Annotated in this window: 14 protein-coding genes; 4 read left to right on the top strand and 10 right to left on the bottom strand. The window is 67.8% G+C overall.

The features are described 5' to 3' along the window. The first annotated feature begins 49 nt into the window (after nucleotides 1-49). Complete coding sequence (locus tag BST17_RS29865) at nucleotides 50-178, top strand: hypothetical protein (RefSeq protein WP_269149843.1); 129 nt, start codon at nucleotides 50-52, stop codon at nucleotides 176-178. After that, complete coding sequence (locus BST17_RS12845; protein ID WP_083058411.1) at nucleotides 175-600, top strand: cupin domain-containing protein; 426 nt, start codon at nucleotides 175-177, stop codon at nucleotides 598-600. The genes BST17_RS29865 and BST17_RS12845 overlap by 4 nt, the downstream gene beginning before the upstream one ends. Nucleotides 601-602: 2 nt before the next feature. Here the strand turns inward: BST17_RS12845 and BST17_RS12840 are convergent, their stop codons facing one another. Genes BST17_RS12840 through echA20 form a run of 6 tightly spaced genes read right to left on the bottom strand, consistent with a single transcriptional unit; the run spans nucleotide 603 to nucleotide 6,790 of the window. Then, a complete protein-coding gene (locus BST17_RS12840; RefSeq protein WP_083058409.1) occupies nucleotides 603-1,715 on the bottom strand; it encodes an NDMA-dependent alcohol dehydrogenase in 1,113 nt (370 codons plus the stop codon). Between the two features lie 47 nt (nucleotides 1,716-1,762). Further along, nucleotides 1,763-3,307, bottom strand: a complete 1,545-nt coding sequence (locus BST17_RS12835) for a phospholipase D family protein (RefSeq protein WP_083058408.1) — start codon at nucleotides 3,305-3,307, stop codon at nucleotides 1,763-1,765. Nucleotides 3,308-3,337: 30 nt separating this feature from the next. Next, a complete protein-coding gene (gene ipdC / locus BST17_RS12830; protein WP_083058406.1) occupies nucleotides 3,338-4,411 on the bottom strand; it encodes a (3aS,4S,5R,7aS)-5-hydroxy-7a-methyl-1-oxo-octahydro-1H-indene-4-carboxyl-CoA dehydrogenase in 1,074 nt (357 codons plus the stop codon). A 2-nt stretch (nucleotides 4,412-4,413) separates the two neighbouring features. Then, nucleotides 4,414-5,163 carry a cholesterol ring-cleaving hydrolase subunit IpdB gene (ipdB, locus tag BST17_RS12825; RefSeq protein WP_083058405.1) on the bottom strand — a complete coding sequence of 250 codons (750 nt, stop codon included), beginning with the start codon at nucleotides 5,161-5,163 and terminating at the stop codon, nucleotides 4,414-4,416. Further along, entirely contained in the window at nucleotides 5,160-6,032 is an 873-nt protein-coding gene (locus BST17_RS12820; protein WP_083058403.1) for a CoA transferase subunit A, read from the bottom strand. The genes ipdB and BST17_RS12820 overlap by 4 nt, the downstream gene beginning before the upstream one ends. Before the next feature lie 2 nt (nucleotides 6,033-6,034). Continuing rightward, nucleotides 6,035-6,790, bottom strand: a complete 756-nt coding sequence (echA20, locus tag BST17_RS12815) for a (7aS)-7a-methyl-1,5-dioxo-2,3,5,6,7,7a-hexahydro-1H-indene-carboxyl-CoA hydrolase (protein WP_083058402.1) — start codon at nucleotides 6,788-6,790, stop codon at nucleotides 6,035-6,037. Between the two features lie 56 nt (nucleotides 6,791-6,846). Between echA20 and BST17_RS12810 the strand changes: the two genes are divergently transcribed. Both BST17_RS12810 and BST17_RS12805 read left to right on the top strand, forming a co-directional pair. After that, nucleotides 6,847-7,620, top strand: coding sequence for an SDR family oxidoreductase (locus BST17_RS12810; protein ID WP_083058400.1), 774 nt, complete (start codon nucleotides 6,847-6,849; stop codon nucleotides 7,618-7,620). 12 nt (nucleotides 7,621-7,632) lie between these two features. Then, the gene (locus BST17_RS12805; protein WP_083058399.1) at nucleotides 7,633-8,538 is read left to right on the top strand and encodes an SDR family oxidoreductase; all 906 of its coding nucleotides are present in this window, start codon (nucleotides 7,633-7,635) and stop codon (nucleotides 8,536-8,538) included. Here BST17_RS12805 and BST17_RS12800 read toward each other — a convergent pair. From BST17_RS12800 to BST17_RS29650, 4 genes are read right to left on the bottom strand one after another with little or no spacing between them, the layout of a single operon-like run. Beyond that, the gene (locus BST17_RS12800; protein ID WP_083058397.1) at nucleotides 8,535-8,993 is read right to left on the bottom strand and encodes a nitroreductase family deazaflavin-dependent oxidoreductase; all 459 of its coding nucleotides are present in this window, start codon (nucleotides 8,991-8,993) and stop codon (nucleotides 8,535-8,537) included. The genes BST17_RS12805 and BST17_RS12800 overlap by 4 nt on opposite strands. A gap of 41 nt (nucleotides 8,994-9,034) precedes the next feature. Beyond that, a complete protein-coding gene (locus BST17_RS12795) occupies nucleotides 9,035-9,331 on the bottom strand; it encodes a hypothetical protein (RefSeq protein WP_083058396.1) in 297 nt (98 codons plus the stop codon). Next, nucleotides 9,328-9,840, bottom strand: a complete 513-nt coding sequence (locus BST17_RS12790) for a hypothetical protein (protein ID WP_133053545.1) — start codon at nucleotides 9,838-9,840, stop codon at nucleotides 9,328-9,330. The genes BST17_RS12795 and BST17_RS12790 overlap by 4 nt, the downstream gene beginning before the upstream one ends. An 11-nt stretch (nucleotides 9,841-9,851) precedes the next feature. Beyond that, nucleotides 9,852-11,177 (bottom strand): EspA/EspE family type VII secretion system effector, encoded by a 1,326-nt coding sequence (locus tag BST17_RS29650; RefSeq protein WP_234807666.1) that lies wholly within the window; start codon nucleotides 11,175-11,177, stop codon nucleotides 9,852-9,854. Between the last annotated feature and the right edge of the window lie 12 nt (nucleotides 11,178-11,189).

Below are 11,189 nucleotides of genomic sequence, written 5' to 3'. Positions count from 1 at the left end.
CGACAGCCGTGCTGAATTCCCGTGTCGTCGACGTTTCGTCGATGTTGCCGTGCAGGCTGTGCTGAACCCTGCCGGCGGGCGAGTCATGATGGGTGAAGTCATCACCGATGCAGATGTCGGTCATCAAAAGGCATCGTTGGACGTGATGCTTGCGGCGCTGCTGTCATTGACTGCATGAAGCATTCACTCAAACGTCTCGTCGGAATCGCCGCACTGGCCGTCGTCACCGGCACCGCCTGTGCGTTGGAGGCGGGGGTGGCGGCGGCCGACCCGCTGCCGACGGCGGGCGTCACGATGACCGAGCTACAGCGTGTTCCGGCGCCGCAGCCGGGATTCGAGATCGTTCAGACCCGCACCGAGATCCCGGTCGGTACGAGGTCGGGGCGGCACTCTCATCCTGGACCAGAGATCGGCTACATCGTCGCCGGCGATGTCGAGTTCCGGTTCGACGATCGGCCGAACCTGCGGGTCGGGGCCGGGCAGCCGTTCCAGATCCCGGCCGATACCGTGCATGACGCCATCAACGTCGGCACCGTGCGCACCCTGATGCTGTCCACCTACGTCATCCCGGTCGGGCAACCGCTGGTGCACATGTACTGAGATCAGTGGTCGTGCAGGATCACCCCGCGGATGTTGCGGCCGTCGCGCATGTCCTGATACCCCTCGTTGACCTCGGCGAGCTTGTATTCGTGGGTGACGGTCTCGTCGAGCAGCAACTTGCCCTCGCGGTAGAGCGAGAGCAGTCGCGGGATGTCGGCGCGCGGGTTGGCCTCGCCGTACAGGCTGCCCAGAAGGCGTTTCTGGAACAGCGTGAACATCATCATGCCGAGGGTGGGGGAGTTGTCGGCCATAGTCGACAGTGCGGTCATCACCACCGCACCGCCCTTGCGGATGATGTTGGCGGCGTCTTCGAGCATCGCACCCTCGAGCAGACCGACGGTGAGGATCGCCGAATCGGCCATCACCCCGCGGGTCAGCTCCGCGACCAGCCCGGTGGCCTCCGCCAAGGATGTGACGAAGTGGGTGGCGCCGAGCTGTAAAGCCTTGGCGCGCTTGTCTTCGACGGGTTCGACGACGATGATCTTCTCGGCACCGGCCAGCCGGGCGCCCTGCACCGCGCCGCTGCCGATACCGCCGAATCCGATGACCACCACAGTGTCACCGGGCTGTACATCGGCGGTGTTGACCGCCGAGCCCCAGCCGGTGGTGACGCCGCAGCCCAGCAGGCAGGCCCGCGACAGGGGGATGTCGTCGTCGATCTTGACGATGGACGCCTCGGGCACGGTGCCGTACTGGGAGAAGGTGCCGACCAGCGCCATCACACCGACGTCCTGACCGTTGATGTGACGGCGGTAGGTGCCGTCGAGTTGCGTGCCCGCCATGATCATCGCGCCCAGGTCGCACAGGTTCTGGTGACCGGTGGAACAGAACCGGCAGCGTCCGCAGGCCGGTAGGAACGAGGCGACGACATGGTCGCCGGGGGCCAGTCCGATGACCCCGGGCCCGACCTCGCGCACGATGCCCGCGCCCTCATGACCGCCGATCAGGGGGAGCGGGGCGGGGAGGTCACCGGTGCGGATGTGCTCGTCGGAATGGCACAGGCCGGTGGCCTCCCAGGAGACCAGGACCTCCCCGGCGCCGGGCGGATCGAGGTCGATCTCCTCCACCGTCCAGTCGCCGCCGTACTCCCACAGAATCGCCGCGTTGGTCTTCATGCGGCCGAGTGTAGGAAGCGCGCATCATCACCGTGGGCGATTCGCCATCACCATCGCCCGCGGACCCGGTCGCGGTAATTGCGGCCGTCGGGGTCATAGATCATCCGGTAGGCCGGCGCCGCCCACAACCGGGTCAGCCGGCCCAGTGGCTCGGGTCGGTGTACCCGCAGCCGGCCCGGTGGCCGCGGCCCTCGGCGGTCGGAGTCATACCAGGCATCGAGGGCGTTCGCCGTGTCGACGATCTCCGCGATGGCCGTGCGCGGGTCGGCCAGCCCGCCGTCCTCGCTGCCGTCCGGGGCACGGTCCAGATGTTCGCGCAGCAACCGCAGCCGCAGGTCCCTGGCGAACATCCCGTCGGAATCGAGCACCGCACAGGACAACTCGCTGTCGTGGGTCCAGGACCGACGGTTGAAGTTGTCGCTGCCGACGCTGGCCCAGGTGTCATCGACCGTGCACACCTTGGCGTGTACGTACACCGGTGTGCCGGCATGGTTCTCCAGGTCGAAGACATGCACCCGGTCCGGGTCGACCCGGCTGCATGCCGCGATGGCGTCATGGCGGCCGATCTGATTGGGCGGCAGCGACAGTCGGCCGTCGACATCGGGATGGCGGGGGACCACGGCCACCAGGTGCAAGTCGGGGTTCTCCCGGAGGGCGCGCACGAACAGCTGGGCCACCCGCTTGGACCACAGGTATTGATCCTCCAGGTAGATCAGCCGGCGGGCCTGACGCACCGCCTTGCTGTACCCGCGGGCGATGCTGCGTTCCCCCGACGGGGCGAAGTCGTACTCGAAGTGCGCATCGGGGTAGGTGCGCAGCACCTGCACCGCGTGGGGGCCGCAGGCGGGCGGATCCGGTGGCTGCTCGGGCAGCGGATCGGCATTCAGATCGGCACCGCGCAACCGGTCACGCAGGTAGGCCAGCGGGTTGAGCATGTCGAGCGGGGCCGGGTCGTTCCAGCGTTCCCGGAATGAGGTGTCGAGCGCCCCCACAACCGGTCCCTGCAGCCGGAGTTGCACGTCGTGCCAGGGCGGGTGTGGACCGTAACTCTTCGCCATCTGGACTGCCTGGCGGTCGCCGCGGTGGGTCGCGTCGTCACGCCGGGAGTGGCACAGGTCGATACCGCCGGCGAACGCCACATCGTGCTCGGGCGCGCCGGGATGGCGGATCACCACCAGCTTCTGGTGGTGCGAACCGCCGAATCGGACCCGCTGGTCCAGCAGCACCTCCCCGCCGGCGCGTTCGATCGCGTCACCGAGGTGGCGGTTCTCCTCTTCGCTGTAGGCGAGCTTGTCCAGATGTGATCGCCAGATGAGTCCCTTGACGATGACGCCCCGCTCGGCCGCCTGGCAGAACAGTTCCGAGATGGTCGGCCCGCCGTCGCGCAGCAACTGGTCGGGATCGCCGCGCCAGTCGGTGAAGAAGAGATGGTCGCCCGCGCCCAGGGATTCCACCTCGGTGGCCAGCCGGTCGAAGTAGGTTGCGCCGTGGATCAGCGGTTCGGCCCGATTGCCGATGCACCAGGCGGGCAGCTGCGAGGACGGGTTCCCGCGCTCGTCGGCGGTGAGGAACCAGTGCGCGAGATCGGGCATGCGGGCTCGGGTACCCGCAAAGCGACCCGGTCAGTCGACGATGAAACCGGCCGCCCTGCGCAGCTGCTCGATGGCGTCGGCGACGATGCGCGGCACCAGTTCGGCGCACGAGGGCAGGTCGTCGAGGATGCCGGCCACCTGGCCGGAGGCGAGCACCCCGGCGTCGGTGTTGCCCTCGACCAGTCCGGCCTTGAGCAGCATCGGGGTGTTGGCAGCCATGATGACCTGCGACCAGGTGAGGTCCTTGCCGTGCCGCATGGCCAGACCGTCGGTCACCATCGACTTCCAGGACATCCCGGAAAGCTTCTTGAACTTCTGTGCGTTGCCCACCGCGGCCGTGAAACCCCGCACGGGCGAACCGCTTTCCAGCTTCTCGACCAGACCGGTGCGCAGCACGCGGTGCGGCATGCCGTCGACGCGGGTCGACACCACGGTGCCATCCAGGGCGGCCTGCAGGTAGCGCTGCTTGACAGCGTCGGGCACGGTCGAGTCCGAGGTCAGCAGGAATCGGGTCCCCATGGCCACGCCGGCCGCACCGTAGGTCAAGGCAGCGGCCAGTCCGCGGCCGTCGAAGAACCCGCCCGCGGCGATGACCGGCATCCCGGTGTCGGCGACGGCGTCGATCACCGAGGGCAGCAGCAGCGTGGTCGCGATCGGTCCGGTGTGGCCACCGCCCTCGCCGCCCTGCACGATCACCGCGTCGGCGCCCCAGCTCGCGACCTTCTTGGCGTGCTTGGCGAGCCCGACCGACGGGATGACCACGACACCGGCGTCTTTGAGTCGGGCGATCAGGTCCGGCTTGGGGGCCAGGGCGAAGGAGGCGACTTTGACCCCTTCGCGGATCAGGAGGTCGACGCGGTCGTTCGCGTCGCCGGCGTCGGCGCGGATGTTGATGCCGAACGGTTTGTCGGTCGCGGCCTTGACCTTGGTGACGGCGGTCTGCAGTTCGGCCAGCGTCATCGTCGCCGAGGCCAGGATGCCCAGGCCGCCGGCATTGGAGGTGGCTGCGACCAGTCGGGCACCGGCAACCCAGCCCATCCCGGTCTGCACCACGGGGTACTCGATGCCGACCAGTTCGGTCAGCGGCGTGACCAGTTTCGCCATCTCTAGACCTTGACCTCTTTGTCGCGCAGTGCCTTCGGGTCGATGACCTCGCGCAGCAGCCGTTGCTCCTCGGCATCGGGCAACCGGGTGGTCGGCGCGTCGGCCAGCCCGTGCACCTCGAAGGAGGTGTTCTCGGCGACCTGCTCGGCCTGGACACCGGGGTGCAGCGAGACCGCGCGCATCTGGTGGTCGGGGCCGCCGAAGTCGAACACACCGAGGTTGCTGACCACGCGGTAGATGTTGGCAAACCGGTAGGCCGGGTTGGCCGGATCGATCTTGTCCCAGCCGATTCCGGACACGATGTCGACGGTATCGGTGAACACCCGCTTGGTGTGATTGCCGACGAAGTAACTGGTGGCGTGGTTGATCGAGTTGCCCGGTGCGCCGCGGACGCCGAACATCTGCCGGGTCGGGTGTTGGATCGGCCCGAACGCGGACAGGTTCTGGTTGCCGTAGCGGTCGATCTGGTTGGCGCCCATCACCACGTGGCGCCTACCCCAGGACAGGGTCTCGAATACCCGGTTGAACGGCATCCAGCCCTCGATGGCCGCCGCCGCGCCGATGGCCGGGGTGTCGGCGATGATGCGCGCCTCACCGTCGGTGAGCACGATGTCGGGGGAGAAGGTCAGCCGGGCCAGCCGGGCCCCGACCGACACGATGGTCGTCATCGGGGAGACCATGATCTCGCCGGCGTCACGGAACAACTCGGCGCACGCGACGGCGCACACCTCGGCACGGGTCACGGACATCACTTCTTCTCCTGAGCTTCGGCGAAAGCGCGTACGGCGGCCTGGTAATCGGCCTCGCTACCGGACAGATAGGTCTTTTCGAACTCGGCCCAGGTCTCCGGTGAGCCGGCGGCTTCGGCGTAGTGCCGCTGGAACTTCTCGTCACGTTTGTGGTCGGGCTCGTTGGTCGTGAAGTGTGCGCCGCCCGGCGCCTCGACGACGGTGTCGACCATCATCCGGTTGATCAGCAGCTGCTGGGGCACAACGGATTTGTTGAGCTCTTCGGTGGACACCACCTTCTCCACCGACAGGAAGCGCCGCTGTGCCGACATCAGGAACAGATCGTCGAAGTACGGGTCGATACCGGTGTAGGCCGCGTTGCCGCGCTCGTCGCCGAGGTTCATGTGCACGAACGCCGCGTCCAGTTCGAGCGCCGGCATCGCGATCAGCTCCTGGTCGTCGTACGGCGATTTCACGGTCTTGAGCTCGTCGCCCCAGAAGGCGCGGACATCGCTGCCCAGCCCGGCCCGGATCGGCAGGAACGGCAGTCGCTGGGCGGCGGCCTGCAGACCGCAACGCAGCATGCCCTCGTCCATCTCACGGGCCTCGATGGCACCGGAGGTGCGGGCCTTGGCGAACCACGGGTCGTAGAACGGCGGCGAGTCCAGGGAGACGAAGCCGTAGTAGACCCGCTTGACCTTGTCCGCCGAGCACAGCAGGCCGAGGTCCGGTCCGCCGTAGGTGACAACGGTCAGATCCTTGACATCGGTACGCAGCAGTGCGCGGACGAATGCCATGGGCTTGCGCCGCGAACCCCATCCGCCGATGCCGATGGTCATGCCGCTCTCGATCGAGGCGACGGCCTCATCAAGCGTTGTCCTCTTGTCTGCCATAGCTACTTCGACCCCTTCTCGGTGCCGGCGAACGCGTCGCGGTGTTCGTCGGACACGCCTGCCAGGTTGAGTTCGAAGGTGAAGCCCTGCTCCATCCGGTAGCGGGCGTTGACGGGCTGCACGTCGATGAAGTTCAGCGCCTCCTTGGCCGCGCGGATCACGCGGGTGTCCTTGGTGGCGATATCGCGGGCCACCCGTAGTGCGGCCTCGTCGAGGTCGGCCCGCGGCACCACCTCGTGCACCGAGCCGAAGTGGTGCAGGGTTTCGGCGGGAACGGTTGCGGCGGTGAAGAACAGCCGGCGCATCAGATGCTGGGGCACCAGCCGGGACAGATGGGTGGCCGCGCCCAGTGCACCGCGTTCCACCTCGGGCAGGCCGAACTTGGCGTCATCGGAGGCGACGATGACATCGGCGTTGCCGACCAGTCCGATACCGCCGCCGACGCAGAACCCGTTGACCGCGGCGATGACCGGGACCTCGCACTCGTAGACGGCCCGGAACGCGTGGTAGCACCCGCGATTGGCGTCGATCAGGGCGGTGAAGCCTTCGGTGTTCTGCATCTCCTTGATGTCCACCCCGGCGTTGAACCCGCGGCCCTCGGCCCGCAGGATCACCACGTGGGTGCTGCGGTCGCGGCCCGCCGCGGTGATCGCGTCGCCGAGTTCGAACCAGCCGCGCGAGGGGATCGCGTTGACCGGCGGGTAATTCACGGTCACCGAGACGATGCCCGGTTCGACTGTGGTGGTGGTGATCGTCATCAGTCTCCTGAACGGGGTCGCTACCTAAGCAAGCACTTGCTTGGTACGCTAGCACAGTGACGGATGCGGTCGGAATCAATCTGCAACTGGATGGCCGGGTGGTCCTGGTGACCGGCGGGGTGCGCGGTGTCGGCGCCGGCATCAGCGCTGTCTTCGCCGGTCAGGGCGCCACCGTCATCACCTGCGCGCGCCGGCCGGTGGATGGATCGCCCTATGAGTTCCACTCCTGCGACATCCGCGATGACGATGCCGTGCGCGGGCTGATCGAGACCGTGGTGGCCGAGCACGGCCGCATCGATGTGGTCGTCAACAACGCCGGCGGATCGCCCTATGTGCCGGCCGCCGACGCCTCCGCGAAGTTCAGCACCAAGATCATCGAACTCAACCTGATCGGCGCGCTGTCGGTGTCCACCCACGCCAACGCGGTCATGCAGACCCAGGACGGTGGCGGCAGCATCATCAACATCTCCAGCGTCAGCGGGCACCGGCCGACGCCGGGCACCGCGGCCTATGGCGCGGCCAAGGCCGGCATCGACAACCTCACCGCCACGCTGGCCGTCGAGTGGGCGCCCAAGGTCCGGGTGAACTCCGTCGTCGTCGGCATGGTCGAGACCGAGCAGTCCGAGCTGTTCTACGGCGACGCCGACTCCATCGCGGCCATCTCTCGCAACGTCCCGCTGGGCCGGTTGGCCAAGCCCACCGACATCGGTTGGGCCACCGCATTTCTCGCCTCCCCGGCGGCGTCCTACATCAGTGGCGCCGCATTGGCGGTGCACGGGGGTGGCGAGCCACCGCACTATCTGTCGACCACCACAGCTGACATCAAATAAGGAGACACATCAATGGGTTTGCTCGACGGCCGGGTAGTCATCGTGACGGGCGCCGGCGGCGGGATCGGCCGGGCGCATGCGCTGGCCTTCGCCGCGGAAGGCGCGCGGGTCGTGGTCAACGATATCGGTGTCGGCCTCGACGGCTCACCGGCCGGCGGAGGTAGCGCCGCCCAGGGCGTGGTCGACGAGATCGTCGCTGCCGGCGGCGAAGCGGTCACCAGCGGGGCCAACGTCGCGGACTGGGCACAGGCCGAGGGACTCATCCAGACCGCCATCGACAACTTCGGCACGCTGGACGTGCTGGTCAACAATGCCGGCATCGTGCGCGACCGGATGTTCGTCAACGCCACCGAAGACGAGTTCGATGCCGTCACCGCGGTTCATCTCAAGGGCCACTTCGCCACCATGAAGCATGCCGGAGCCTACTGGCGCGCGAAGTCCAAGGCAGGCGAGGCCGTCGACGCCCGCATCATCAACACCTCTTCCGGTGCCGGTCTGCAGGGCAGTGTCGGACAGGCCACCTACAGCGCCGCCAAGGCGGGCATCGCCGCGCTGACCCTGGTCGCGGCCGCCGAGATGGGGCGGATCGGCGTCACCGTCAACGCGATCGCCCCGTCGGCGCGCACCCGGATGACCGAGACGGTGTTCGCGGACATGATGGCTACCCAGGAGGCCGATTTCGACGCGATGGCCCCGGAGAATGTCTCCCCGCTGGTCGTCTGGTTGGGCAGCGTGGAATCGCGTGGGGTCACCGGCAAGGTGTTCGAGGTCGAGGGCGGCATCATCCGGGTCGCCGAGGGCTGGGCCCGTGGCGGAGAGATCGACAAGGGCGCCCGCTGGGACCCGGCCGAGCTCGGTCCGGTGGTCAGCGACCTGCTGGCCAAGTCGCGCACGCCGCTGCCGGTGTTCGGCGCCTAGTTCGTCGCGGGTCGGCGCGGTTCGCAGACCACCAGCGGGATGACCCGGTCTGCGGCCTCGCGGTATCCGCGGTAGGGCGGATACATCCGGGTCAGCTTGGGCCAGTAGCGGTTCCGTTCATCGGGCGTGGCATCTCTGGCGGTCATGTCGCGCTCCTCGGAGCCGAACTGCACCTGGACAGCCGGATCGTCCTTGATGTTCAGATACCACGCCGGGTCGTGATCACGGCCGCCGAACGAGGCGGGCAGCACGATGCGGTCACCGTCGCGCAGGCACAGCGTGGCCGTCGTCCGCTGCTTGCCGCTGCGCCGCCCGGTGGTGGTGATCAATGCCGCCGGCAGCCAGAGCAGGCGGGCGCCGAGCAGTCCGCCGGTCCGCTGATACGCCCATACGTGCGCCTTGGCGAAGTACTTCATCGACGTGGCGAGCAGACCCGAATTGCGAACATCGACCATGCGGTGTCATTTGCCCGCAACGGGCGCCGGGCAAACGCCCATCAGTGCAGATACAGCGCGGTGTACAGCCCGATCGTCACCGCCAGGTAGCCGCCCACGCACACCCGGGACGCACGCCGACGCGTTCCGGCCGGGAAAGCGGCCGGAAGCACCACCGCGAACAGCAGTCCGGCGAGCAGGCCGACGACGGTGCCGAACATCAGCGCATAACCGTGGGGATCGATCGCCGGATCGCCGGTGAACCCGGATCGGGCGACGAGATACAGGCACAGCACCCACAGCAATCCGGCGGTCGCGCCGAGGAGGCCGGCGACCACCCGCCCGATCTCAGCGCTCACGGACTGCCCGGATCGGGCGTGCACGCGGTCAGCAGCGATCGACCGTTTCGCTCGGCCACCTCCGCCGGATCCAGCCACCCGATGCCCGCGTAGTAGAAACTGTCGGGATTCGCGTCGGATCCGTCGATGATGTCGGAGATGCCCGTGGGGGTCGCCCCGGCGCCGGCGGGATCGGCGTCGACGGTCATCAACACCTCCCGTTCGGTCCGCCAGTCGAAACTCTCCGGTGGTGCTTCCACGACGTCCAGACCCGGATACGGCCCGCCGATGGTCAGGGTTTCCACGCCGGTCGAAACACCCTGCGGCGCCGAGAGAATGAGCCTGGCCGTGCCCGGTGTGAAGGTCACGACCACCCGGGAGACATTGGTGCACGGCGTACCGGTGGACAACTGCAACCGACCGTCGGTCACCCGTGCGCCGAAAACCGGTGGCAGTGAGGCGACCTCGGGATCATCACCAATGACCGAGCATCCTGTGAGCAGCAGCCCGGCCGTGACCGACAGCGCCACCGACCGAATCATCACCGGTAACCCCCATCGCCGAGGCCGGCCTCCTTCTCGATGCCGTCGGAATCGGTCATCGCCGCCCACAGCATGCCGAGATAACCCTTGTCCGCCCACTGGCGGGAGTGCATCTCCTCGTGGTGCAGCAACCGGTCGAGGTCCAGCGAGCCGGCCTTGGGCACACCGTCCTCGCCGACGTTCCACGACCGGCCCGATTCGATGATCTGGGTGAGCTGCTCGGTCGGGTTGTGCCCGTGATCGATGTTCTCCATGAAGATGTCGCCCCACGCGGTGCCACCCTTCCAGCTGAACTGGTCCTGAACCCAGTTGCCGCCCATACCCATCAACATGCCGTTCGGCGTCGTCATCAGGGCCCCGTCGGCGTTCAGGATGAACGGCACGTCCTCGTCGTAGGTCCAGGAATTGGCGGCCTGCCGGTCGATGATGCGCTGCACCTCCTGCGCGGAGTACGGCTCGGGCGTGAAGTCGTTCGGGGTGCCCTCGCCGTAGTCGGTGCCCGCGTTGAAGATGTAGGTCATCACCACCGCCTTGCGGGCGTCTTCGCCGGAGGTTCCCTTGGGCAGTTGGAAGAAGGTCTTACCGTCCGGATCCTTCGCCCGCGGCATGTCCTTGAGCACATCGAAGCTCGACGGGGTGATGTTGTGCGTGCGCGCGATGTCGACGATGGTCTCGGGCGGGACACCCTGCCGTTGGGCATTGTCCAGCCATTCCTTGTACAGCCCTTCCGGCGGCGGGCCGGTCAGCAGACCGGCATCGCGCAGGGCCTGCTCGTAGGGGTTCGCGGGTTCGGGCTCGGGCGGTCGGCCCCCGCCCGGGTCGACGCCGAATTTCTGGTCGCCCAGGGCGACGTACTCCGCGCCGAGTTTGCGGATGGCCGCGCCGATGGTGTTCAGATCGCTGTTGGAGCGGGCCACGACATCGGCGACCTCACCGACGCCCTTCGCGACGATCGGCAGCAGCATGCGCTCTCCGGCGGCATTGTTCGGCACCGACGCCGCGGCATCGGTGACCCAGGTGCGGATGCCGTCCAGTCGGGTACGCCCGGCGCTGACCACCTGCGCGGACATGTCGATCTGTTCCCTGAGCCGACGGTCCAGGCCCGCCAGTTCACCGATCACCCGGCGGTGTTCGGTGTTGACGGCGTCGTAGGCGGTCGCGGCGGTTCCGGTCCAGCGGGCGCCGGGTGCCGCCGAGGTGAGCTGATCGGCCAATCGCGTCAGGGTCGCACTCTGGTCGAACCGCTCGCCGCCCTGCGGTACCCCACTACCGAAGGTGTTGCGCGCATCGGACCAGGTCGACAGGAACGCGTCGAGCACACCCATGGGTCAAGTCTG

Source organism: Mycolicibacterium bacteremicum (genome assembly GCF_002086115.1).
In the GTDB taxonomy this organism is placed as follows: Bacteria; Actinomycetota; Actinomycetes; order Mycobacteriales; family Mycobacteriaceae; genus Mycobacterium; species Mycobacterium bacteremicum.
The sequence above is the reverse complement of the archived record's forward strand: the minus strand, read 5'-3'. Positions and strand labels throughout refer to the sequence as shown.

What these genes read in the sequence shown, in the direction of transcription:
- BST17_RS12805 (WP_083058399.1), top strand. Translation starts at nt 7,633, where the DNA reads ATGGGTTTGCTCGACGGCCGGGTAGTCATCGTGACGGGCGCCGGCGGC.
- BST17_RS12845 (WP_083058411.1), top strand. Translation starts at nt 175, where the DNA reads ATGAAGCATTCACTCAAACGTCTCGTCGGAATCGCCGCACTGGCCGTC.
- echA20 (WP_083058402.1), bottom strand. Translation starts at nt 6,790, where the DNA reads ATGACGATCACCACCACCACAGTCGAACCGGGCATCGTCTCGGTGACC.
- ipdC (WP_083058406.1), bottom strand. Translation starts at nt 4,411, where the DNA reads ATGGCGAAACTGGTCACGCCGCTGACCGAACTGGTCGGCATCGAGTAC.
- BST17_RS12840 (WP_083058409.1), bottom strand. Translation starts at nt 1,715, where the DNA reads ATGAAGACCAACGCGGCGATTCTGTGGGAGTACGGCGGCGACTGGACG.
- BST17_RS29650 (WP_234807666.1), bottom strand. Translation starts at nt 11,177, where the DNA reads ATGGGTGTGCTCGACGCGTTCCTGTCGACCTGGTCCGATGCGCGCAAC.
- BST17_RS12835 (WP_083058408.1), bottom strand. Translation starts at nt 3,307, where the DNA reads ATGCCCGATCTCGCGCACTGGTTCCTCACCGCCGACGAGCGCGGGAAC.
- BST17_RS12800 (WP_083058397.1), bottom strand. Translation starts at nt 8,993, where the DNA reads ATGGTCGATGTTCGCAATTCGGGTCTGCTCGCCACGTCGATGAAGTAC.
- BST17_RS12820 (WP_083058403.1), bottom strand. Translation starts at nt 6,032, where the DNA reads ATGGCAGACAAGAGGACAACGCTTGATGAGGCCGTCGCCTCGATCGAG.